This window comes from Nonlabens antarcticus (genome assembly GCF_015356755.1).
GTDB classification, from domain to species: domain Bacteria; phylum Bacteroidota; class Bacteroidia; order Flavobacteriales; family Flavobacteriaceae; genus Nonlabens; species Nonlabens antarcticus.
This window is the reverse complement of record NZ_JADFCO010000066.1, coordinates 334,627-361,572: the sequence shown is the minus strand read 5'-3', so window position 1 is coordinate 361,572 and position 26,946 is coordinate 334,627. Positions and strand designations below refer to the sequence as shown.

Below are 26,946 nucleotides of genomic sequence, written 5' to 3'. Positions count from 1 at the left end.
TAGATATATTGTTTTATTTCAAGAAATACGTGACCTTAATAAAATAAAGACCTAAAAGGTTTTCAAATTAAAACATTAAATAACCTCGTAAAACCTCGCAAATTATCTGAGAACCTAAAATCATTTAAAAACAATGAGACTTGTAATTACGACGATAGTTGTGTAATCAAGTGTTGAGGGTAGTTCAAAAAAAGACATTCCCGATGTATCGATTGTAAACATCGAGATGAGCGCTATCAACTCTAAATATGTATATTTTTAGATGAGAATCATACCATCGTGTCGTGTTATCCATTTTAAGACTCTGAATGAAAGCAATGGGAATGGTTAATCCATTTTACGCTACTCGTATAACAACAGACTTTTATTAAAAAATTCTTCCTGCTTTCCAACAGGGAGAATTTGAAGTATCTCTTTTGGAGGTATTACTACTATACCTCTTTAAGCAATTCCTCAATGGCGCGATCCAGTTGCTGATCGATACCTTTATCAATTTTTCCGGGTATATTTTTTACCTGAATCGTAGGCTCTGTCTGATTGTTTTCCATCCAGTTACCGTTGATATCTTTGGCACTTATAGGAACAACTCCCCATCTAGAACCATCTGGAAGACGTTCCCACCCGGCAAAGCTACATGTTCCGGGAGTAGGCATCCCCACTGTTTTTCCTATTTTTAGATCGGTGTAACCACATGCGAAACAGTGGCCGTCGCTGTACTGCGCTTCATTAATTATAGCAAGTGTAGGTTTTGTCCATCGTGACGTAGGTTCACCGCCTACAGCTTTCTGCTCCGTCTCATAACTAATAAAAGGGGTTCCAGTAAAAAATGCTGCAAGGTCTGCAACAAGATCTCCTCCACCGTTGAATCTAGTATCCACGATAACGCCTTTACGGTTGTAATATTTACCCATCATTTTCTCATATACATCACGATATGGCCCATCTCCCATACCGGGAATGTGAACATATCCCAGTTGACCATTACTTTTATCCTCGACCTCTTTTTCATTCTGTTTGACCCATCGTTTGTAAAGGAGTCCGCGTTCCTCCCCTAGCGAAATAGGCTTTACCGTAATCACTACGTTTTTCTTTGAATTAGCATCGATTAACTCGAGTAATGTGAACTTATCAGCTTTTCTATTGAAATACTGAGCGATATCTGTATCTGCTTTTATTTCTTGACCGTCAATTTTTTCAATGATCATTCCTGGTTTGATGTCAAACTTGGCTTTATCTAATGGTCCGCCATTCAAAACTTCTGTAATTTTGATACCGTTACCCTTATGATTATAATCCATAAAAATTCCCAAGGTTGCCGTAGCATCCTCGTTATCGATAGAATAATTTGATGCGGTGGCACCAGCGTGTGAAACGTTGAGTTCCCCTAACATTTCAGAAAGCATCTCTGCAAACTCATTACTATTTCCTATGTATGGCAGGTGTTTTTGATACTCTCTTTTCATCAGGTTCCAGTCAATACCGTGGAAATTTGAAGTGTAAAATACTTTATTAGTACGCAACCATACATGATCGAACATTGCCTGGCGCTCTGCTATTTCATCATATTCCATTTCGCCTGAAATCTCAACTGCTTCCTTTTTTTGCTTTTCTGGATCAATCTTAAAAATTTTCCCACCACTTAACAAATAGAGATTTTCACGGTCTTGGTCCCACTCCAGACTTCCTGAGGAGGTACCTAATTTCATGGTCATTTTTGTTTCCTTTGTGCGCAAATCTGTTTCCCACAAATCTACTTTGTCTTCAAAACTCGTGAGGTAGTAGAGTTTACTGGCATCCTTTGAAAGAACAGCATCACTGATATCAGAAGAGTGAATCGTGAATCGTTTGACACGCTCTTTCATTTCTTCCCAATCAAATGTTAGCTCTTTAATTTCTTCTTTTTTATTGTCTTTTTTGCCTTTCTTATCGTCGGCATTTTTATCTTTTTCCTCTTCTTCTTCCTTTTCAGATAGTTTTTTTATTTCCTTCACTAACGCATATTCCTCTTTGCTCAGATTGAACTCATCCCACGCATCCTGAGTAAAAAACATACTGTAAACATCACTTTGAGTAGAACCGCTTGTCGCATAGGATCTCAAGCCATCTCTATTAGAAAACCATAGCATTTGTTTACCCTCATTGACCCAGATAGGTTGAAAATCAGAATATCCACTTTCATTTAAATTCATCCTTTTAGATCCATCTGCAGCCATCAGTAAAACGTCGCTATTGCTCAACGTTATTCCCCAATCTACTAACAACCATTTACTGTCAGGACTCCATTTGAAATACTGGTCACCATCACTCATGTGAAATAATTCCTCGGGTGTCAATAAAGTCACTTCCTCTCCTGTTTTAAAATCCTTTACTTTCAAAGTACGACGATCTTCAATGAATCCCATTTTATTACCATCTGGAGAATAGAGAGCCAGATAATTATCTTTCTCATTTTCTATTACAGGAGTTTCATTAATTAATGTTGAAGCAAAAAAGAACGGCTCTTCAGCTCTGGTTATTTCACTTTTGTAAATACTCCATTTACCATTGCGTTCACTGCTATAAACTACAGACTTGCCTTCAGGTCCCCACGAAACAAATTTTTCTGCTTCTGGTGTGTTTGTTATGCGCTTTGTAAATGACTCTTCTGTAGAAGTTACGAAAACCTCTCCCCTGGCGATAAATGCAATTTCTTTTCCGTTAGGTGAAACGGCCATCTCTCCTACACCACCATTGACTGAGATAAATTGATCACTATTACTTATTTGTTGTGTTGTTATGTTCACCATCAGTTTTTCAGGTTGCTCACCTTCTTTCATAGTGTAGAGTTTACCATCATGTCCAAAACTTATAATACCATTCCCATAAGATAAAAACCGGACTGGATGTGTTTTGAAATAAGTAACTTGAGTGGACTTAGTCGGGTTGTTTAAGTCCATTTTATAAACATTAAAACTCCCGCTTTTCTCACTTAAATAATAAACTGTCTTATCATCTGCACCATAAACAGGCTGACGGTCTTCACCGTTAAAATTAGTTAGCATTTTGTGGGTTTTAGAAGCCACATCATAAGACCACAAATCTCTGGTAATACTAGAAGTATGATGCTTGCGCCATTCATTCTCACCTCCCTTTTTATCCTGGTACAAAATCGTTTTACCATCCTTACTAGTGGTCAACTCTTCAGCTGGAATGGCAAATACTTGATCGATACGTCCTCCACGAGCGGGAACACTATAGACTTCTGGCTGGGAAGCTGTAGGAAACTGACGGTGATTAGCAATATCCATGCGAACACCACCAAAAATTACCTCAGAATCATCATTATTAAAAGTGTATGGTTCTTCATCATTAGAATGAAAGGTCAATCTTTGTGCGCTGCCACCATTTGCGTCCATAACGTACACATCAAAGTTTCCATACCTATTAGACGCAAATGCAATTTGCTTGCCGTCATGGCTCCATACTGCTTTGTAGTCATGGGCTTCATGAAACGTCAATTGCTGAGCATTTCCTCCATTTGCGTTTACTTTATACAGGTCTCCCTTAAATGTAAATACGATCTGTGAACCATCTGGTGAAATAGCGTTGTGTCTCAACCATCCTGCATTCTGTTGCGCAAAAAGTGTTGAACTTAAACAGAATAACATTCCGGTAATAAAGAATTTCATAGCATCATTTTAAAGCAGTAAAAGATACATATTTAGCTATAAATGTGAGAGGTGACTCGTGACAAAAAGTTCCATCAAAGAAACTAGTTTAGCTCTATAGAAAAGCAAAAAAAGTCATTATGAGCTCTATTTTGAAGTCAAAGATGAGTGATGAGGAGAGCTCGCTTTCGCGAAAGCGGAATTATTTAAATGTTTTAACTAGTCATCTAAATAACTGACTAACATATTCAAAAGCTGCTCGTTGTGGTAGGGCTTTACGAGAATATCATTGATTCTCTGGCCATGAACCTCTTTCTTGAGATTGAGATCATGTGCAGCAGTCAGCGCAAGAATAGGCGTCTCAATCCCCATCTCTCTAATGATCATGCTCGCTTCTAAACCATTCATTACAGGCATGTTGATATCCATTAGAATAAAATCATAGGTTTTATGCTTCACAATATCTACTGCTTCTTGACCATTATTTACAGTGTCGTGAGTCATACCATATTGTTCAAGCACTTTCTGGGTGACAAGTTGATTGATTTTGTTATCATCTACAATGAGCAGTTTCTTATTGATAAGGCGATCGACATCAGCTTCCACATCTTTAGTCTGCAAATTTTTCTGAGAACCCAATTGCATGGGAAGTAAAAATGAAAAAGTAGTTCCCACGCCATAGGCACTCTCTAATAATAGCTGACAGCCCAGAATCTTGAGTAGTTTATTTACAATAGGTAGGCCTAAACCGGTACCGCCATCAGAAATGTTATTTGGAACCTGGATAAATTCCTCAAAAATCTCATTTTGATGTTCCTCCTTGATTCCGCTGCCCGTATCCTTTATGCAGAAAAACAACTCAACTAACTTACCATTATTATTATGTTGATTAATTGAAAAATCAATATTCCCATCTACTGTAAATTTGCTGGCATTGCTCAACAGGTTCATTAGCACCTGTGATAATTTAGTTTTATCACCGTGAAGCACCTTAGGAACATCAGGATCAATATGTAAGGCTACCTTATTGTTGTTTTTTTCATTGAGAAATTGAAAAGTTTGTAGGATGCTATTTACCAGACTCCTTAAATCAAAATGCTCTGGCTGTAGCTCGCGACCTTTTTTAGACTCATACTTATTAAGGTTCAAAACATCGTTTATTAACGCTAATAAATAATCAGCGGAAAATTTGAGCGAATTAAAATCATCACTAAAATCCTTAAGTTTTGGATTCTTTAAAAACACAGAAGACAATCCAATAATACCGTAAAGTGGTGTGCGCAACTCATGACTAATTGTGGAGAGAAACTTGGTGTTTTTACGTGAAAGTTTCTCTGAAGTTTCTTTTGCCCGTAAATATTGAGAGTTTTTTTGTCTCAGAATTCTCAATAATTTATTTCGCTTGTTTCTCGCAAATAATAAACTCCCCAACAACCCAATTAAAATGATTCCAACGATGGCAAAACCGATAATGATCATTCTATCTTGATCTGCTTTTTGTACTACTAGTAAATTTTCAAGCTGGGATTCCCGCAGTTCTTGTTGGTACTTTTCAACGTTAAATTTAAACCTAGCTATTTGCTCTTGTTTGATTTTTTCTTTTTCATAGCGTCTATCTCGCAATGAATCATAAGGCTTGCGAACTTGATTGAGCTTTTCATACTGATTGGTTTTATCATAGGCTTCTATCAAGGTTTTATAATTATTGATCAAGTAAGTTTCTTCGGTAATGTTCTTACCCAACTCTAAAGATTTTAAAGTGCTTTCTATAGATTTATAGTTCAATCCTTGAAGTAGGTAAATGCTTCCCTGAGATTGGTAAGAGTTGGATAGGTTTTCATCTCTTCTAGCATCCGTCGAGGTAATACCCAATTTACTCATAGCTAGGTCAACGTGCTTTTGGGCCATCTCTGGTTCTTCCTTTAGAACATAGATAGATGCGAGTATATTTTGCATAATTACAAAAGCCCGATCGCCTAGTTCATATTCACCTATGTATTCAAAACCTTCATTTAAATATTTGATCGCCCGATCTCCATCACTTAGAAAGTAAGTGTTTCCTAGGTTGATGTAAGAGCTTAATATTTCAAAAGTATCTTTTCGCTTTTTTGCTTCTTCTAGGGCTCCTAGATACAAGTCTTCCGCTCTATCCGTGTCGTTTAGTTGTGCAAAAGCAGCACCCAAGGTCCCTCGCAGTCTCGTTTCTGCAACGTCTGCACCTACCATATGTGCATATTCCATCAACGCTGGAAATTTTTCAATCACCTGCTCATAATTCCCATCATAGAAATATTTACGCGCTACCATGTATACTGAATCCATTTCCCCTTTTTTAAAATGATAAGGAGGGTCTGGAATTAATTCAGTTTTATCGAGGTCTTGTTTCTGTGCATATAGGGATACACAAGAACCAAACATAACCACAACTAATAAGATAAGCGAGCGCAAAAACACAAGGGTTTTGAATTTTTTAATTTCTAGTAAGGCGCAATTTAAGTGTATCAGAAGACGTTTGTTGGTCTGGCCACATTTAGGGGTTAAATCCTCCTTTTAAAGACTTTACAAATGCTGATCAAAAGAGGACGCGTCAAAAATAAACAACCTCAACGATATCATTTTAATGTTTTGACTCTGTTAATTTAAATACCAACAATTCAAAAGACTATACCTTAAACAGTTATAATTGAAATCTTATATATTGAGGTAAAACTGATTTTAAATCTTGTAGAGCAAAGCATCGACAAACTACACTCTAGACTGGTTTTTTTAAAAAAATATATTGATTAAAGTAGGAAAACCCTTGATTCATACAATTTTGAAGATTTCTTGAATATGGTTTTTGACGTCAATTTTCCTGAGAGTTTAGGAAGCCGCTTTCGCGAAAGCGGAATACAGCCGTAATGAACGATTAAATCAAGAATTGAACTGCAACATGAGTTGAAGTAATTGCTCTGTCTGATAAGGTTTTACCAAAATAGCATTGATGCCATGACCGTAGACATCTTTTTCTAGATTGAGATCATCTGCTGCTGTAAGGGCTAAAATGGGAGTTGCGATATTCATTTCGCGGATGATTCCACTCGCTTGTATTCCGTTCATGACAGGCATATTTATGTCCATCAGTATGAAATCATAACTATTGTCTTTCACCATATCGACTGCTTCTTGACCATTATTTGCAGTATTATGCGTCATTAAATAATGCTCCAGCACCTTTTGAGTAACGAGTTGATTGATTTTATTGTCATCTACCACAAGAATTTTTTTGCCTTTCAATTCTTTAATATCTGCCTGGTCTACAACTGTCTTTAGATCTTTTTGGGAACCTGTTTTTAACATGATAAGAAATGAAAATATGGTACCCGTACCGTAATCGCTTTCCATATTTAACTTACTTCCCAAAATTTTTAAAAGTTTATTTGATATGGGCAATCCAAGACCGGTTCCACCCTCATAAATGTCCGTAGGTACTTGATTAAACTCCTCGAAGATGGTGTTTTGATTTTCTGGTTGAATTCCCCTTCCCGTATCTTTTATTTCGAAAAATAACTCTGCAGATTTGCCGTTGTTGTTATGCTGTTTTATGGAAAATTCTATAGTTCCATCCTGGGTGAACTTGCTGGCATTGCTAAGCAAATTCATAATCACCTGAGATAATTTTGTTTTATCTCCGTAAAGAACTTGAGGTACAGACGAACCTATGTGTAATTTAACTTCATTATTATTCTTTTCATTTAGAAAAACAAAGGTTTGTAAAATACTAGTGCTCAACTGTTTAATATTAAAAAAGCTTTCTTGCAATTCTTGTCCTTGTTTTGATTCATATTTATTGATATTCAACACATCATTTACAAGTGCTAACAGATAATCTGCAGAAAATTTTAGTGATTTGAAATCCTCAGAAAATTCTAAAAGTTTAGGATTTTTCAGAAAAACAGATGACAAACCTATAATACCGTAAAGCGGAGTTCGAAGTTCATGACTTATGGTGGATAAGAACTTAGTGTTTTTCCTAGCTAATTTTTCTGAAGTCTCCTTAGCTTCTAGGTATTGCGTATTCTTGTCTCTTAGGTCTTTGAGCAACTTGTTTCTTTTTGCTCTGGTATATAGTAAAGTGACAAGTAAAGCGATTAAAAGGATCCCCAAGATTGCAAAAACAAGAAGTGTTGCGCCATCTCGTTTTACCTTTTCTTTGACACGTTCATTTTCTATTTTTGACTCCTGTAACTCTTGCTCGACACTTTCAATCTTGAACCGTATTCTTGAAATTTGTTGCTGCTTTATTTTTTCCTGTTCATAGCGAATGTCTCTGAGGGAGTCATAAGGTTTACGAACTTCATTCAACTTTTCATACTGGCCTGTTTTATCGTATGCGTCAATAAGGTTTTTATAATTGTCAGTAAGATAGTTTTGATCTAAGTTTCCCTTTCCCGTCTCTAGAGACAATAAACTATACTCTATAGACTTTTCATATTCCTTTCTTAAGAGATAAATTCCTGCTTGTACAAAGTTCAAAGTGGCTGCAAACTCTTCAGCTCGAGAAGAAAGGATAGATCCTTTTAGTCTCTTTTTTACAATATTAAGATAGTACTGTGCTCGATTCGGGTTTTTAGTATTTACGTGAAGTTCTGCTAGATTGTAATTAATGATTGTGACGATGATAAATGCTTTGTCAGAAATATTTTCTTCATTAAACTCTAATCCTTTTTCAAAATAATTAATGCTTTTATGTGGATCCGTATAGAAATAAACAATTCCTAAATTATTGTAAGACTTTAAAACTTCAGCCGTATCATTATTTTGTTTAGCCGTTTCCAGTTGAAGATTAAAAAGTGCTTCCGCGCTGACTAATTCATCAATTTGCATAAAAGCATTTCCCAAGAGTCCTCTTAAAGTACTTTGATATTTATCAGATTTTAAAGCAGTAGCGTTCTCTATAAGTGCAGGAACCTGATCTACTATTTTTTCATAATTCCCGTTGTAGAAATATTTGATAGCAATCCCTGTAATAGAATCCATTTCTTCCAACGCATAATCGTAGGGTGGGTCTGGAAGTATTACTTCTTGAGGTTTTTCCTGAGCAAATAAATTTGCGCACAGAAATAATGATAAACTAAAAAATAATAAAAGTTTACGCATCAAATTTTTTCTAAGAATATAAATTCAATTTAATCTACAAAAGAATACACGCAATTACTGTTCACTATGGGAGTATCAAAAATTGCTAGAAACTACTTAAACATAACTCAAATTAATATAATATTCAATAACTGGAAGATTTTAAATGCATGAATTTTTCAAATTCATAATTTATTATCAACTATATATCAATGTATTAGCTTTAATAAATAAGACGTTTAATGTATTTAAAATGGCAATAATAATCTTGTTTAAAGATCGACCAAATACCCAATAGAGAGGTTTCCAATTAGATAATTGATAATATTCAAGATAAATCTGATTAATAGAAGCGTGGAAATGTATTGATCCCATCCCTGCAAATGATTTTTTGAGTTAATTCTATTAAAGAGGTTTTAGATAAGTAGATAAAGTACGCAGGAACCAAAGCATGGTAAAACCCATGCCTAAAAAAATTTAAAACATAAGTCTCGCTTCAACTCCTCCTGATTCCATATTGCGCAATTGAATCTTACCTTGATGTAACGTCATGATCTGTTTACAAAGACTCAAACCTATGCCGCTACCGCGTTTTTTAGTACTAAAAAACGGGATGAATATCTTTTCTAAAACCTCGTCGGGAATTCCAGAGCCATTATCTGCAACAGTTATTTGAACTTTATCTTGTGAAAAGGCTTTTGCAGTGACTACCACTTCCGGATTAGTCATTTTTTCTGTAGCTTCAATGGCGTTCAAGATCAAATTGATCAACACTTGCTCGATGAGGTAGCTATCTATTTTAAGAATCAAATCCCGATCAGCCAGGTTAAAATTCAATGAAATATTCCGCTCTGTTAAAGAAGGCAATAGGAGGTTTTCAATACTAGAAAAAAGATCTACTGCACGTATTTCTGTCCTGTTAATGTGTGTAACCTTATTCAAACTGCGGTAGGTCTGAGCAAATTTCATTAGTCCCTCACTGCGACGCTTAATACTTTGGATTCCGGAGAGCAAATCATCATAGTCTGCGGTATTACATTGCTCGTCTCCTATTCCTGTTAGAAGACTCTGCTCTAAAGTTTCGGCAAGGGATGATATAGGTGCAATACTGTTCATGATCTCGTGAGTCATGACACTCAACAATTTTTTCCAAGCCTCGCTCTCATTATGATTGAGTGTATCATCAATATTTTGAACAACAATAAGCTTGAAAGAATTCTCGGAAACTTCAAACAATGTGTCTGAAATCAGGATTTTTATATCTTCCTGACGCAGGTGAAGTGTTGTGGAAGTTACGGTTGCGTGATATTGTTCAAAGAGCACTTCATAAGTTTCTGGTCTTCTACTTTCCACAAAACTAATATTCTTAAAAGCCGGGAAATCCAGTAATTTCAAAAAAGAATCATTTGCCCATAAAACAACGCCATCCTCCACGTTGTAGGCAATAATTCCAACGTCTACCATAGCAAGAATTTTTTGTAGGTAGACAAATTGCGCCTGTCGTTCGTTATTTATGGACTTTATAGTCGCATTTACCAGGTTAAATCCCTTATGAAGTTTTCTGATATCCTGTGAGCCTCGATCTTCCACAAACCATCTTGAAAAATCTCGATATTTAACCGATTCAAAAAAATCGTCCATTTCAATAAAACGACGCGTAACAAATTTATAGGTGTTGATGGAAACAATCACTAAAACTATAGAACCGCCGATGCTAAAATAAAGATGATCTTTAAGAAAGCCATAGGATAGCAGGAACGCTGCGCCTACAATAGCTAGAGTTCTTAAAAAAAGAGAAAATGAGTAGCCTTTATAAGTCATACTTATTTAATCTACGGTATAGTGCCGTTCTGGTGAGTCCTAACTCTTTAGCACTTTTAGAAATGTTCCCATTATTCTTATCAATCACCTTGAGAATGGTGACCTTTTCTAGTTCTTCCAGATTGCTGATTTTGTGAGTTTCACTCACATTGTGCTCAACTTCCATTGCAGAGAAAGTCAAATCATCTGCATCCATCGTGGCTCCATCGCACATAATAATTGCTCGTTCTAAAGCGTATTGAAGTTCGCGCACATTTCCGGGAAAAGAATGGGAATGCAATCGTTTCAAAAAACTAGGAGTCATTTCAGGAACATCTTTTCCATACTTTTCTGCATATTGATTTATAAAATGATCTGCTAATAAATCAATGTCCCGCTCTCTATCTCTTAATGGTGGTACCAGTATATCCACCGTATTAATTCTATACATCAAATCCTTGCGAAACCGCTCTTCATCAGAAAGATGTTGCATATTCAAGTTAGTAGCGCAAATCAAACGAATATCAATAGGAATAGACTCGTTAGATCCTAGCGGAGTAACTCTTCTATTTTGTAAAACAGATAGCAATCTTGCCTGTTGTTGCAAGGTTATATTACCTATTTCGTCCAGAAAAAGTGTTCCTCCCTGAGCAGATTCAAATCTTCCTTTACGGTCTTCGCGAGCGTCTGTAAAGGCTCCCTTTTTATAACCAAACAACTCACTTTCAAACAAGCTCGATGTCAATGCGCCTACATCGACCTTCACAAAAGGCATATGACTGCGATGAGACTGTTCGTGCAGTGCTTGCGCAATTAGTTCCTTGCCAGTTCCATTTTCTCCCAAAATTAAAATATTAGCATCTGTGGGAGCTACTTTCGTTACTTTCATAAAAACCTCCTGCATGGAGTTGCTTTCTCCTACAATTTGAGTTTCTGATTCCAGCTTGATCTTTTTGGGCTTGCCGCTGCTTTTTTTGTTGAGTAATTCCGTGATATTAGTCAGCAGTTTTTCGTTCTTCCAGGGCTTGATCATGAAATCAGAAGCGCCTTGTTTCAAGGAGCGAATAGCAAGGTCGATATCAGCATAAGCGGTAAATAGAATAACGTCAACTAGGGGGAAATCTTCCTTAATACGGTTAAGCCAGAAAATACCCTCATTACCCGTATTCACTAGTCCGTTAAAGTTCATATCCAGAATTACCAGATCAAAATTCTGGCCTTTCATGAGGTTTTGGATCGTGTTCGGATTCTTGTTCACGACGACTTCTTTAACCTTAGATTTAAGTAATAGACGCATGGCGATCAATACGTCTTCATCATCATCAATCACTAAAATAGAGGCGTTCTTAAGTTGCATACCTGCAATAATACAAATAGTTATTCCGCTTTCGCGAAAGCGGAAACCCATTTATTCCTAACACCTATCAGTGTATCAACAGCGCACAGTATGTGTATCAAAATCGTACACCTATAATTTTTTATACTTACATAATTAGCTGTCAATCAGTTATTTAATATTATGGCACTATTGTGCTATCTATTATTGAAAACCAATACCATTCCATGGACATCCCATTAGAAAAAAAACGCTTTAGTACAAAAATGATAATGACAATTGCTGGTGCCGTTGTTTTGATCGCCCTTATAATTTATGTGATTTTAGCTTCCTCTGGAGGCTCAAAATTGAATGTAGAAAAAGAACGTATTAGTATAAATACCGCTACTCAAGGGGTTTTTCAAGAAAATATTCCCGTGAATGGGATTATACTTCCTATTACCACCATTTATCTAGATGCACTGGAAGGCGGTCGTGTGGAGGAAAAATTTGTAGAGGATGGCGCTGTAATGAAAAAAGGTGATCCTATTCTCAGACTTTCTAACACAGATCTTGAATTGAGTCTTGTAAATCAAGAAACGCAGGTATATAACCTTTTGACCCAAATGCAAATCTCGCAAAATGCCGCTCGTACCAATACAATTAATCGCGTCAACCAGTTTACAGATGTGGAAAGTAATCTTATAGAAGCTAAACGTCTGTATGATCTCAACAAAGGGCTGGTAGAAAAAGGGGTCATTGCTAGACAAGAATTTATTCAAGCAGAGAATGATTACAACTATCAAAAAGAACGCATGCGACTTTCAAAAGAAATCCTTAAACAGGATACTTTATCTGTGCGGCAGGAAAGCGGTCAGGCTCAAAACTCGTATGCGCGAACTCGAAATGCCCTCGAGCTAATGCGTAGAAAAGTTGCAGACCTAATTGTACGCGCTCCAGTAGATGGACAATTGACGTCGCTGGATGCAGAAATAGGCCAATCAAAAAACAAAGGCGAACGTCTAGGACAAATTGATGTCCTGAGCGGCTTTAAGGTGCGGGCAGATATTGACGAGCACTACATTTCCCGTATTTACAATGGACAAACGGGATCTTTTGAATTTAATGGTAAAAGTTACACGCTAGAAATTAAAAAGGTTTTTACTCAAGTGACGAATGGTCGATTTCAAGTCGATATGCAATTTACACAAGAGATTCCTGAAGGTATAAGACGTGGTCAAACCCTACAAATACGTCTTGCTTTAAGCCAGGAAAAACAAGCAATGCTCATTCCTAAGGGAGGCTTCTTCCAACAAACTGGAGGGAACTGGATCTTTAAAGTAAGTGAAGATGGCACCACCGCCTACAAAGTGGACATCAGATTAGGCAGCCAAAACACAGAATATTATGAAGTCCTAAGTGGTTTACAACCTGGAGATAAAGTCATCACTAGCAGTTATGATAATTATGGTGACGTACAGGAGTTGGTTCTTAAAGAATGAGGGATGAGGGATGAGGTATGAGGTATGAGGTATGAGGTATGAGGTATGAGGTAAAATTTAAAAAAAACAATAATCAATCTATTACAAAACTTGAAATAATTACCAAGACTTTCCCCTCTGGGGAAATGTCCGCAGGACAAAGGGGCTCTCGGTAATTGAAAAATTAACAAGCTAAACGCTCACAGCTCACAGCTAACAGCTAACAGCTCACAGCTCGCAGTTAAAAAACAATATAAAACATTACTTATGATCACAATTACAGACTTAGAAAAATACTACGCAACAGAAGAAGTGCGTACCGTTGCTCTCAATAAACTATCATTTACTGTTAATGAGGGCGAATTCGTCGCTATTATGGGACCTTCTGGTTGTGGAAAATCCACCTTGCTAAATATATTAGGATTGCTGGACGATCCAGATGGCGGTAGCTTTTTATTCAATGGAATTGAAGTCGCCGGTTTTAATGAACGCAAACGGGCAGACCTAAGAAAACACAACATAGGATTTGTATTTCAGAGTTTTAATCTGATTGACGAATTGACCGTTTTTGAAAATGTCGAATTGCCTTTGATTTATACCGGTGTTAAAACAGCAGAGCGCAAACAGCGTGTGGAAGAAGTGCTGGAAAAAATGCAGATCATGCACCGTCGCAAGCACTTCCCACAACAACTTTCTGGTGGACAGCAACAACGAGTCGCAGTGGCAAGAGCGGTCGTTAATAAACCTAAACTTATTCTTGCAGATGAGCCTACAGGAAACCTGGACAGCAGCAATGGTAACGAGGTTATGGATTTATTGACAGAACTTAATGCTGCAGGCACCACGATCATCATGGTGACGCACAGTGAGCACGATGCCAAATACAGCCACAGAATCATCAGAATGCTGGACGGTCAGAAAGTGACAGAAAATATATTATCAGATTACAAATCTAAAGTAGAGGTGTAAGAAAGTCTGGTACAATTATGCTTTCGCGAAAGCGGAATAGAAGCAATCATTTAAACAATAAACCATGTTCAAGAATTATATCAAAATCGCATTTAGAAGCTTGAAGAAACAACCTTTCTTTTCCCTGATCAACACAATGGGACTAGCAATAGGTATGGCGGGTAGTTTATTGATCGCTCTATACATCCATGAAGAACTGAACTATGACAATATGTATGCCGACTCAGACCGGATTTACCGTATTGATATGGAAATCAAATTTGGCGGTGCAGAAGTAAAAAGTGCCGAAGCTGCTCCACCAATGGCCGAGGCTCTACAAAGAGATTTTGCTGAAGTTGAAAACACAGTGCGCTTTAGAACTCTAGGCAGCAATTTATTTAGAAGTACTGATAAAACGGCCAACATTAAAGAGCTTTCAACAACTTATGTAGATTCTACATTTTTTGAAATGTTCGGTCTTCAACTTATTGATGGTAATGAAAAAACAGCGCTAAAAGAAACCAACACATTAGTGATGACAAGAACGGCTGCTGAAAATCATTTTGGCAGTATTGAGGTGGTTGGAAAAAGTCTCTTATTGAATAATGAGGATACGTATATCGTTACCGGCGTCATGGAGGATTTACCTAAAAACTCCCTTTTGAAAGATTACAGCATATTCATGGCAATGGCAGGGAATGTAGCTTCCAGAGAAAACATCTGGGGCAGCAACAACTATTACACTTTTGTAAAGCTAATGCCAGAAACGCGCATGGATCAATTTCAGGTTCAATTGGATGGGCTCCTGGAAAAGTACGTACTGCCATGGGCTCAAAGAACATTTCCCGGTATGACCGCAGAATCTTTTGCTGCTTCTGGAAATTATATAAGATACCACACCATACCACTAACAGACATTCACCTTTATTCTGATAATCAGAATGAAATGGGCGAACGAGGAACGATCCAAAACGTCTATATTTTATCTTTTATAGGCTTTTTTCTGATTTTCCTAGCCTGTGTAAATTTCATGAACCTATCCACGGCACATTCTCTTAAAAGAGCCAAAGAAGTAGGAATACGTAAAACACTAGGATCAAATAGATTCCAACTGATCGTTCAATTTCTGACAGAATCTAGTTTGATATCCTTTGCATCCATGATTATAGCCGTAATCGTTGCAGTAATTGCACTTCCCTATTTCAACGATTTAGCCGGTAGAAGTATTACCATTCCTTTTACAGATCCATTATTCTATGTAGCAATTCTGCTATTTACCTTATTGCTGGGGCTTTTATCCGGCAGCTATCCAGCCTTTGTAATTTCTCGTTTCATTCCCGTGGACACTCTTAAGGGTAACGGGTTTAAAAATGGCAGCAAATGGAATGTCAGAAGCATGCTGGTTGTTTTTCAATTTGGGATTGCTGTTTTCCTGATTGTGGGAACGCTTGTAATTTTTGAGCAATTGAAATTCATACAGAATAAAGATCTGGGATATAATAAAGAGCAAATTCTAGTCATAAATGACACCTATGCGGCAGGCGATCAAATAAATACTTTTAAGGAAGAGGTTCTCAAGCTGAGTGCGGTAAAAAGCGCCACGATAAGCAGCTTTATGCCTATTTCATCTCTCAGGTCTAACAGTTCTTTTTTTAGAGAAGATGCCATGGACCAACAATATGCCATACAGATGCAAACCTGGGATGTGGATACGGATTACATGAAAACCTTTGGACTGGAACTCATCGCAGGACGAGGTTTTACTAGCGGATCTGTTGCAGATTCTGCTGCCGTTATTATCAATGAATCCACGCTCACAACCATGGGCTTAAGTGCAGAAGAAGCATTGGGTAAAAGAGTTACTGAAGAAGTAGAACGTGGAAGTCCAGTTTTCTATAACGTAATTGGTGTAATCAAAGATTTTCATTTTGAATCACTGAGAGAGAATATAGGTGCTCTGGGATTATTCCTAAAAGACTCCCCAGGTTCAATGGCAGTTAAATTGAATACCGATGACTATGCCAGTGCCATTGCAGGAATCCAAAGTATATGGAACAAGCAAGCTCCTGGACAGCCTTTCAATTATAGATTCATGGATGATGCTTTTGACACTTCCTATAAAGAGGAACTGCGACTGGGTAGCATTTTTATGGTATTTACCAGCTTATCCATTTTTATCGCGTGTTTAGGATTATTTGGTTTAGCCGCATTTAATGCACAGAAAAGAACTAAGGAAATAGGAGTTAGAAAGGTACTGGGAGCAAGCGTGCGTCAGATCACAGTTGACTTGACTACCGACTTCCTGAAACTAGTAGCCATTGCTACAGTAATCGCCCTACCATTGGGCTGGTATTTTATGAACTTGTGGTTGCAGGACTTTTCATACCGCATAGAAATCAGTTGGGAAATATTAGGTTTCTCAGCCGTGCTTGTGAGCGTTGTCGCCATACTCACAGTAAGCTACCAAAGTATAAAAGCTGCCATTGCTAATCCCGTTAAAAGTTTAAGGTCAGAATAATTTCGCTTTCGCGAAAGCGGAATAATTACCAGTATTATAACATAGAAGATGATAAGAAACGATATAAAAATGGCTTGGAGAGCTTTGAGAAAAAACAAACTTTTCTCGGTAATCAATATTTTAGGACTATCTGTGGGACTTTGCGCCTGTTTGAGCGTTGCAACTGTCGTTGTCGATGATTTATCATATGATAGCCACTGGAAAAATAAGGACAATATTTATCGTTTGCTTAGCATAAGACCCACAAATGGAGGCTCTGGCGATAAAATGGCGTCTTCTTTTGCTGGATTGGAATATGCACTTCCAGAAAATTTTCCAGAGATTAAAACAGTTGTTAATCTTCGTTCCGGCACGACCAATTTTAAAATCAGTAAAGAAAATGATGATACCACTTCTACAACCATTTTAGATACAAGCATCAAGATTTGGGATGTGCTTGATTTTAACATTCTACAAGGAAGTCCGCAAAATTTTGTCGAGGGAACGACGAATCTTGTCATTACCAAAACTTTTAAAGACACCTATTTTCCAAATAGTGATCCCGTTGGGATAATTATTAATGATGCGCCTACTTACGGTGCTACTCCTGATGAATATTTGATCACGGGAATAATTGAAGATATACCCGCTAACACTCATTTAAGAGCGCAGGCCATTGTCATAAAAAAATCCAGAGTAGAACAACTGGTCAAGGAACAATACGGTACAACCCGACAATATTATATGACTACCAAAGCTGGAACGGACATTACAGCTTTGACAAAAAAAGTAAATGCTTGGTACAAAGATTTTATAGCAACCGAAAGAGCGTGGGAATATGATTTTCAACCCATTGAAGATGTCTATCTGCATTCAGATTTTGAAACCGCACAAGAAGTTCAGGGAGATTATAACACGATATTTATCCTTTCAGGTATCTCTATCTTATTGTTAATCATTGCATGCATCAACTTTATCAACCTAAGCGCATCCCGCAGTATGCAACGCATTAAAGAAGTAGGTGTTCGCAAAATATTGGGAGCTGGAAACCGAGCTATTATCAGACAATTTTTAGTGGAAGCTATCCTATACTTTGCTATATCAACCATCATGGCAACCATCGTCTATTACCTCACGTTACCGCTATTGGAGTCTTTTATAGGTCATGAACTACAACAAACATTTGCGAGTGACCTGCAATTATTAGCAATGGGATATGGGGTCGTGTTATTAGTCAGCATTTTTGTAGGCTTATATCCTGCGTTGTTAATGTCTAAACTTAAGGCGGCAGCAAGTTTAAAGGGGTCTTTGAAAACATCTGGCGCAAACTTTCAGTCTATTGTTCAGAAAGGACTGGTCACGTTCCAATTTGCCATCTCCACGGTGGTTTTGATTGCCCTGATTGTGGTGGACAATCAGGTGAGCTTTATGAAGAATAAAGATCTGGGTTATAATACCGAAAACCTCTTGGCCGTTTCTAATATTTCTTGGGATAATAAGGCAGATACATTTAAAGACAGGTTGCTCAGGATTCCTGGAATTACAAATGCCAGCATCACCTCATTTTTACCTGGAACTAGCTCTACTTACATGACAAAAAAAGCAGAGGATCCATTTAACAAAGATCAGTTTTTGGAAGTAGATTTTATAAGAGGTGATGCAGATCTACCCGTTACATTAGGACTAAAATTGAAGACAGGCCGTCTTTTTAATAAAGAGATATCGACAGATACTCCAGCATCAGAAAGTGAAATCGTTTTTGATGATGATGAACAGGAGATCAACCTGCAATCATCTTTAATTTCGGAATATACCTCAAAGGCTTTAGATATTAAAAACCTGAACACTCCTATTCATAGTGTTGAAACTAATCCAATCGGTATTCTAAAAGATTTTCATAACGAATCTTTACGTCAATCCATGTCGCCCACTGTTATCATAGCAGAATCTAATCCGCAGTATGGCGGTATGTTGATTCGTTTGGATCCAGAAGCAATTCAGCAGGCACTACCACAATTACAGACACTTTGGAAGGAAATATATCCAGTTAAACTATTGGATTTGAATTGGGTTGATGAAACCGTGCAAAGGCAATATCTCAAGGAAACCAGATTGCAACAGTTTTTCAGCTTTTTTAGCGGACTGAGCATGTTACTGGCGGCTTTAGGGATTTTAGGATTAATCGCACAGGCCACCGCCTTGCGCATGAAGGAAATAGGAATACGCAAAGTTCTGGGTGCTTCAGTGAGCAATATCGTATTGCTATTCTCTAAAGATTTTATAAAACTGATAGGTATTGCAGCTCTTATAGGAGCTCCTATTTCGTACTATTTTGTAAATGAATGGCTTCTAGGTTTTGCTTATCGCACAAGCGTTTCCTGGTGGGTTTTTGTAGCTGCGGCAGCGATCACCTTAATAGTTGCTCTTTTAACCATTGCGGTTCAAACCATAAAAGCGGCCATTGCAAATCCGGTAGATAGTTTAAAAATTGATGCGTAAAACAGTTATGGGTTTCATTAAGCTTTCGCGAAAGCGGACTCTATTAAATATAAAGGCAACAATACCGCCAAAAAATTATAAATCATGATCAGAAATTATATTAAAATAGCCTGGAGAAACCTTTGGAAAAGCAAGGGATATAGCGCACTGAATATTTTCGGTCTTGCGATAGGGATAACTTGTGCGGCCTTGATCTTTCTATGGGTGGAAGACGAGCTGAACTACAACACCTATTTTGCCGACTCTGAATTAATTTATGAGGTTCCCAGCAATCAAGAATATGATGGGGAATGGAGAACTTTTAAACAGGCGACACCTGGACCACTTGCCGCAGATCTTAAAAGAAACGTTCCGGGAATCGATTTTACATCTCGTGTGCGAGAAAGCGGGTTCCTGCTTAATGCTAATGATAAATCAATTAATAAAACGGGTTCTTATGTGGATCCAGAGTATTTAAACATTTTCAAATTTGACTTTCTAGAAGGTGATGCCAGCACGGCATTAAAAGACATTAAATCTATTGTGATTACCAGAACCATGGCAGATCAGCTTTTTGGGGAGGATGTTCATGTACTAGGTGAAAGCATCAAACTCAACAATCAAGAAATCTTTAAAATCACTGGTGTTGTAGCAGATCTTCCTCCTAACGTCACCTATGATTTCGATTGTTTGCTGCCCTTTAGAAACTTTGAAGTGGATAATCCATGGACGAAGGAATATGGTGCCAACTTTGCCAACACCTTTGTAAAATTAGCTCCCAATTCAGATTTTGAAACAGTGGATCAGGGCGTGCGTGATTTTGTAATGAATAAATTTGGGGAGGACGACTCCGTTTTCTTCTTGCACGCCATGAAAGACTGGCACTTGCGCGGCACAGAGAGCTATGAAAATGGGGAGCCGGCCGGTGGCCGTATTCTTTACGTGAGGCTATTCACCGTTGTTGCGCTTTTCATATTATTGATTGCATGTATTAATTTCATGAATCTATCCACGGCTCGCAGTGAAAAAAGAGCCAATGAAGTAGGCGTTAGAAAAGCTTTGGGATCTGACAAAAGAAGCCTGATAAATCAATTCATTACAGAAGCGGTAATGACGACCGCGATCGCGTCATTATTTAGCATTGCATTTATCACCATTCTTTTACCTTTCTACAACACATTGATTGAAAAACAGTTGACTATAGGTTGGGACAACCCTATGCATATTATAGGCCTGGTCGTCATAACGCTAGGTTTAGGGATTCTTGCGGGACTGTATCCCGCCTTTTATTTATCTTCCTTCAAGCCCGTGGATGTATTAAAGGGGGTTCGAACGACATCTGGAAGTGCCAGTTTTATTAGAAAGGGACTGGTAATAGGTCAGTTTGCTATTTCCATCGTGTTTATTATTTGCACGTTTACGGTTTATGAGCAGATACAATATGTGAAAGGCCGCGACTTAGGTTATAACAAGGAAAACCTCTTACGAGTTCCCGTGAATGGCGATATTGTCAAAAATTTTGAACCTATCCAGCAGGAATTATTGGCTGGTAACCAGATAAAGAACATCGCCTTATGTGATTCCCAAATCCTGAATGGCGGGAATAATGGATCTGGGTTAACCTGGCAAGGTGGAAACGATACTGAAAATATTTTAGTCAGCTATCGCCATGTGAGTAATGATTTTTTTCAAACTGTAGGAATAAAACTTATAGATGGAAGGCCGTTCAGTACTGACATTGCTAAAGATAGCACCAGCGCCATCATTAGTGAGACCTTTGCAAGGCTTATGGGTGAAGGCAGCGCCGTAGGCAAAAAAATCAATCGTTGGGGAGACGACTTTACGGTAATAGCCGTTGCAGAAGATTACCTCTATGGTGATATGTACGGCACCAGCGATCCCGTATTGTTTCTAAATGCTCCAGATCAGGCACGGTTTCTTTACCTGCGATTTCCTCGAGAAGCAGATGTAACAGCTGCATTACACCAGATCGAACAGACCTTAACAAAATACAATCCAGCTTTCCCGTTAGAATACGAGTTTGTAGATGCTGGTTTTGACGCGCAATTCAAGAGCGAAAACTTGGTAGGTAAACTCTCCCAGATTTTTGCGCTTATTGCGGTAATTATTTCCTGTTTAGGGCTGTTCGGGTTATCAGCTTACACTGCAGAGCAGCGTCGCAAGGAAATAGGTGTGCGCAAAGTGCTGGGCTCCAGTGTGACAAACATCGTTAAACTTTTATCTCGAGATTTTCTAAAACTGGTATTGATTTCTGTAATTATTGCGATACCAGTAGGTTATTTCTTGATGGATAATTGGCTTCAGGATTATGCATATCGTATTGAGTTTAATTTCTGGATATTTTTATTTGCAGCGGTTATTGCCCTTGCGATTGCACTACTGACCGTGAGTTTCCAGGCGGTCAAGGCTGCAATTGCAAATCCTGTAAATAGTTTAAAAACCGAATAGTAGCATTGGTATTATAACATTTTCGCTTTCGCGAAAGCGGTATAAAACTAACACCTTAAAACAACCATCATGATCAGGAATTATTTAAAGCTAGCCTTCAGGAATTTATGGAAGGAGCGCACATTCACCGCTTTGAATGTGGTAGGATTAACCGCTGCGTTTAGTGTCGCATTCCTATTGTGCACCTATGCCCTGTTCGAATTATCCTACGATAAATTTCACGAGAACAATAGTTCGATCTATCAGGTATACACAAACTCTGAAACACCACAGGGCATGGAATCCAGCATCTCAAATCCAGTACCGTTTGCAGACGCTTTGCGCGCAGAAGTTCCTGGAATTGAAAACATCACACGAATTATGACGGGAGGATCATCCATCATCCTGGACGATAAGAGTTTTAGCATAAGTGCCACCTGGGCAGATCGGGATTTCTTTAAGATGTTCTCTTTTCCAGTGGTAAAGGGAAGCCGCGATAAAATTCTTCAGGATAAAAATGCTGCTGTTATTACTGAGCACGCTGCAAAACGCTTTTACGGAGAAGAAAATCCAGTCGGAAAAACCTTTGTATTGCTCCAGGATGGTGAGCAATCGCCCGTCACGATAACCGCTGTGGTAAAGGATTTTCCAGACAATAGCAGTATGGCGTTTGACGTAGTCTTCAATTTTAAGAATTTGCCCAATCGTGTTTATGGTGACAACCTGGACCGATGGGACCGCCACAACCACGAGGTGTATATCCAATTAGAAAATGGAATCAATCCAGAAGCCTTTGAGAAGTCCACAATCGCATTTACGTCGCTGCATTATGGAGGTGACATTAACGATGCAAAACGCGATGGTGCGCAGCCTAATGCAGACGGGCTGTACCAACAAATCAAATTATTACCCCTCACCGATATCAATTTTACCAGTATCTCCAACGGGATTCTAGAAGTTGACAAGACCATGCACTATCTGATTTTAGGGATTGCTTTACTCATCATCTTTATCGCCAGCGTGAATTTTATCAACATGAGCATCGGTAAGGGAACGAAGCGTTTGAAGGAAATAGGAATGCGTAAAACGTTAGGCGCCAGTAAGAAGCAGTTGTTCTTTCAGTTTTGGGGTGAGAGCATGCTCGTTTTTGTAGGATCATTGCTATTCGCTTACGGCATCGCGCTACTACTGCTCCCCTCTTTCCAGGAATTATTCCGCACTAAAGCTACCTTTAGTGCCTTTGCAAACCCTGCGATTATTGTTGCTGCCGTCGCTAGCTTTTTAATCATCACGCTTGTTGCCGGCGGCTACCCAGCGCTATTGATGAGCAGGCTGGAAACGCTACAGGCGTTAAAGGGAAAATTGCAGGTTACGGGAAAAAACTATGTACGGGATGTGTTGATGATCGTTCAGTTTTCTATTGCCATTGTTTTGATCAGTGGTACGCTTGTTTTATGGAATCAGTTAGATTATTTGAGGTCTAAGGATTTAGGATTTAATAAAGACCAAGTTATCGCTGTACCCTTAAAAAGCACCAAGGATCCTGAAAAATTGATGCAATTATTGAGGGATGAGTTGTCCAGTAAACCAAATATCCTGAGCATTACCGCTGCAAATAATATATTGGGGATGGGCAAGGACCGTTCCCGATCCACCAGTGTTTTGGGCTTTGAATATGAAGGCCGCGAGGTAAAAACAAATATGCTAAGTGTAGATTTTGATTACCCAGAAACGCTGGATATTCACTTAGTTGCCGGACGTACCCACAATCGGGCATATGCAGCAGACAGCCTGTCTGTAGTCATAAATGAAAGCATGGCCAAACAGTTTGATGTGGAGAATCCGCTGGATATTGTGGTAGATCTGGATGTGGCAAAATTCAATGTTATAGGGGTCGTTAAGGATTACAACTTTCAGGATTTAAATCAATCCATTGAACCTCTTACCTTGTTTATGAATAACGATGCCATTATGAGATATGCTTATATAAAAGTAGCTCCAGGGAATTTACAGGCATCTTATAATACCGTAAAATCTGCCTGGGAAACCATTGAGCCAGACCATGAGTTTATAGGTTCCTTTCTGGATGAAAATATTGATCGCACGCTTATGAAAGAACGGTATATGACCACGATGATTTCCAGTGGTTCTGTCCTCGCAATCGTTCTTAGTTGTATAGGTCTGTTTGCCATTTCATTATTAGTAGTGGCGCAGCGCAGGAAGGAAATAGGAATCCGCAAGGTGGTGGGTGCGAGTATTTCTACCATCACGGTTTTATTGACTAAGGACTTTTTAAAACTGGTGGCCATAGCCTTTGTTATCGCAGCACCACTCGCCTACTACTTTGCAAACCAATGGCTGCAAGGCTATACGTATCGCATTGATTTGAGTATTTGGATTTTTGGCGCTGCGGGTTTAATAGCTTTATTCATCGCCATTCTAACCATCAGCGTGCGAACTATTGCGGCGGCGGTTGCAAATCCTGTGGATAGTTTGAAAACGGAGTGATTTAAAAGACGAGTAGCACTCTGGAAATAGAATAGAAAGGAAAGAAGAAAGAGTTTAGCAAAAGAGACGAAAAGCTAGAAGGTAAATGAAAGATTTGAGATGTTTTCGCTTTCGCGAAAGCGATCTAAAGGAAGTTGATACCGCACTCAATGGGGTTCGAAAGCAACCTCAATAAAATTGATAACCTAACCAAAGAAACCATGTTCAAAAACAACTTTAAAATAGCGCTTCGTTACCTGATGAAGAATAAGTTGTATTCTATACTCAACATCATGGGATTAGCATTGGGAATCGCTGCCTTTGTGATTATCTCGCTATACGTGAGTTATGAGCGCAGTTATGACCATTTTGACGGTTCTTCTCAAGTATATCGCATTTTTATGGACTACAAAATAGGAGATACTTTTAGTCCTGGTGATGCCCAAACCTATAACCTCTCCGGCCCGACCTTTAAAAAAGAATTTCCAGAGATTATAGAACAGGTACGTTTGTTTCGTTTAGATAAAGTAACCTTTGTCCATGGCGAGAAGGTTATGGAGCAGCATAATGGCGCGCTGGCAGACGCCACTTATTTTGATATTTTCAATACCTCATTAATCGCTGGAAACCTAACCGATTTTGAAAAGCCCAATACCATAATCCTAACTCAAAGTCTGGCCGATAAAATTTTTGGTGACCAACAAGCCATAGGCAAGCGTATTTCCGTTTATGACGGTAGTGAGGCAACGCTAGAAGTGGTAGGTCTGGTCAATGATATTGCAGATAATACGCATTTTAAAACCACCTATTTTATTTCATTTTCTACTATGAATACCTGGGCGTCAAAGTTTGGCAATGAAGAGCCCAACTGGAGGGCAAATAATTTTTTTACCTACATAAAACTTGATCCCAATGTTGATGTCGCTGCGTTACGGGAGAAAATAAAAAATACCGATTTTGAGGATGATCCCGACGAGCGACACAATATTGAAGCGCTTACAGATATCCATCTATATTCAAACAAACCTTACGAAGCAGAGGCTAATGGTAGCATTAGCCGCATACGTTTTCTATCTGCCATAGCATTTATTATTTTAGTGCTTTCTTGGCTCAATTATGTCAATCTCGCCACAGCCAAATCCCTAGAACGTTCCCGTGAGGTTGGGATAAGAAAAGTCGCTGGAGCACACCGTTATCAGTTGATCTTTCAATCCTTTGGTGAATCTTTGTTGCTCAATGTATTTGCCATTTTGGTGGGATTAGGAATGGTTTTTTTATTACTGCCACTTTTCAACCAGTTTGTCGGTAAAGAACTAATTCTAGGTCTGTCCAACTTTTCCACCATCATACCCTTTTTATTATTCATTCTAGCGGGAACCTTACTCTCCGGCATTTATCCTGCTGTAGTGATAAGCGGGTTTTCTCCCTTGCGCGCACTCAAGGGAAAAATACGAGTAGCTAAAGGTGGTATAGGAATAAGAAAAGTCTTGATAACAGTCCAGTTTATGGCAACTGCAATTCTGATCATCGGTACCTTAGTAGTTAGTAAGCAAATCGATTATTTGCGAGAACAACCCATAGGTGCAGAACTTTCCAATGTTGTTGCATTGAAAAGCGAATTGCTGGGAAATGTTCGGGACTCGCTTATCATTCAAAAAGCGGATGTTCTTCAGGCGGAGCTGCTACAATTGCCATTTGTTAAAAATGTGAGTCGTACAAGAACCTATCCTGGTGACGGTTATGACAACCTATCCTCTACAGTTGGCATCATTTATCCCGATGGTATCGAGCGCCCACAACAACTATTTTACATCTATGGTGCACAACCAGAATATTTTGACCTGCTCGATATAAAAATTCTGGCAGGAAAGCCCTTTTTCAAAAATACAGAAGAACGTGAAGACATCGTGATCAATGAGACTTTTGCAAGAATTATGGGTTATCAAAATGCTCAGGAGATCATTGGTAAAAGTGTAAAATTCTGGGGGAGTACCTCCACGATTTCTGGCGTGATGGAAGATTACCACCATTTTGGACTCAAAGAGCAAATTGCGCCACTCATCATAAGCTCCTATAAGGGAATGAAAACTATTCTAGTGAAGTTTGATGATACAAATACCTCCATCACTGGTATGGAGCAACATCTGGATGAGCTAAGTTCAAAATGGAAGGAAATTTTTCCAAACAGCACGTTGAAATATACGTTCCTAGACCAAAAGTTTGAAGCGCAGTATCGGGAGGATAAGCAGTTTGGCCAGGCGTTTCAACTCTTTACGGGACTTGCTATTTTTATTGCTGGACTGGGATTATTTGGCCTGACTTCATATACCATTTTACAGCGCAAAAAGGAAATCGGAATCCGCAAGGTAAGTGGCGCTAGTGTTCTACAGATCTTGACGTTACTCAATAAAGATTTTTTAAAGTTGGTGATCATTGCATTTTTGGTCGCCGTGCCTATATCATGGTATATCATGACGCAATGGTTGCAGGAGTTTGCTTATAAGACCACATTGAGCTGGTGGGTTTTTGCGATTGCAGGTCTGGCCGCTTTATCGATAGCGCTGCTTTCGGTAAGCTTTCAAGCCATCAAAGCAGCAATGGCAAATCCTATAAATAGTTTGAAGACCGAATAAAGCAATAGAGCTTCTGTAAAGTCCGCTTTCGCGAAAGCGGACTTACTAGGAACCTAACAACAAGAATTATGTTTAGAAACTATATCAAAATAGC

At 38.5% G+C, this 26,946-nt stretch carries 12 protein-coding genes; 7 read left to right on the top strand and 5 right to left on the bottom strand.

The window, feature by feature from the left end:
• Nucleotides 1–431: 431 nt before the first annotated feature.
• From IQ282_RS12725 to IQ282_RS12705, 5 genes are all read right to left on the bottom strand, one after another.
• Nucleotides 432–3,668 carry a S41 family peptidase gene (locus tag IQ282_RS12725; RefSeq protein ID WP_194852251.1) on the bottom strand — a complete coding sequence of 1,079 codons (3,237 nt, stop codon included), beginning with the start codon at nt 3,666–3,668 and terminating at the stop codon, nt 432–434.
• 198 nt (nt 3,669–3,866) lie between these two features.
• Nucleotides 3,867–5,969 carry a response regulator gene (locus IQ282_RS12720; protein ID WP_194852250.1) on the bottom strand — a complete coding sequence of 701 codons (2,103 nt, stop codon included), beginning with the start codon at nt 5,967–5,969 and terminating at the stop codon, nt 3,867–3,869.
• 591 nt (nt 5,970–6,560) lie between these two features.
• A complete protein-coding gene (locus IQ282_RS12715; RefSeq protein WP_194852249.1) occupies nt 6,561–8,786 on the bottom strand; it encodes a tetratricopeptide repeat-containing hybrid sensor histidine kinase/response regulator in 2,226 nt (741 codons plus the stop codon).
• A 456-nt stretch (nt 8,787–9,242) separates the two neighbouring features.
• Nucleotides 9,243–10,586 carry a sensor histidine kinase gene (locus IQ282_RS12710; protein ID WP_194852248.1) on the bottom strand — a complete coding sequence of 448 codons (1,344 nt, stop codon included), beginning with the start codon at nt 10,584–10,586 and terminating at the stop codon, nt 9,243–9,245.
• On the bottom strand, nt 10,576–11,922 hold the full coding sequence (locus tag IQ282_RS12705) for a sigma-54-dependent transcriptional regulator (protein WP_194852247.1): 1,347 nt from the start codon (nt 11,920–11,922) through the stop codon (nt 10,576–10,578). The genes IQ282_RS12710 and IQ282_RS12705 overlap by 11 nt, the downstream gene beginning before the upstream one ends.
• 206 nt (nt 11,923–12,128) lie before the next feature.
• Between IQ282_RS12705 and IQ282_RS12700 the strand changes: the two genes are divergently transcribed.
• From IQ282_RS12700 to IQ282_RS12670, 7 genes are all read left to right on the top strand, one after another.
• Nucleotides 12,129–13,382, top strand: a complete 1,254-nt coding sequence (locus IQ282_RS12700) for an efflux RND transporter periplasmic adaptor subunit (protein WP_194852246.1) — start codon at nt 12,129–12,131, stop codon at nt 13,380–13,382.
• A gap of 246 nt (nt 13,383–13,628) precedes the next feature.
• Entirely contained in the window at nt 13,629–14,330 is a 702-nt protein-coding gene (locus IQ282_RS12695; protein WP_194852245.1) for an ABC transporter ATP-binding protein, read from the top strand.
• 64 nt (nt 14,331–14,394) lie between these two features.
• On the top strand, nt 14,395–16,827 hold the full coding sequence (locus IQ282_RS12690) for an ABC transporter permease (RefSeq protein WP_194852244.1): 2,433 nt from the start codon (nt 14,395–14,397) through the stop codon (nt 16,825–16,827).
• Nucleotides 16,828–16,896: 69 nt separating this feature from the next.
• Nucleotides 16,897–19,305 carry an ABC transporter permease gene (locus IQ282_RS12685; protein ID WP_194852243.1) on the top strand — a complete coding sequence of 803 codons (2,409 nt, stop codon included), beginning with the start codon at nt 16,897–16,899 and terminating at the stop codon, nt 19,303–19,305.
• An 84-nt stretch (nt 19,306–19,389) separates the two neighbouring features.
• On the top strand, nt 19,390–21,753 hold the full coding sequence (locus tag IQ282_RS12680; protein WP_194852242.1) for an ABC transporter permease: 2,364 nt from the start codon (nt 19,390–19,392) through the stop codon (nt 21,751–21,753).
• A 69-nt stretch (nt 21,754–21,822) separates the two neighbouring features.
• Complete coding sequence (locus tag IQ282_RS12675) at nt 21,823–24,240, top strand: ABC transporter permease (RefSeq protein ID WP_194852241.1); 2,418 nt, start codon at nt 21,823–21,825, stop codon at nt 24,238–24,240.
• A 149-nt stretch (nt 24,241–24,389) separates the two neighbouring features.
• Nucleotides 24,390–26,852, top strand: coding sequence for an ABC transporter permease (locus IQ282_RS12670; protein ID WP_228547325.1), 2,463 nt, complete (start codon nt 24,390–24,392; stop codon nt 26,850–26,852).
• Nucleotides 26,853–26,946: the final 94 nt, after the last annotated feature.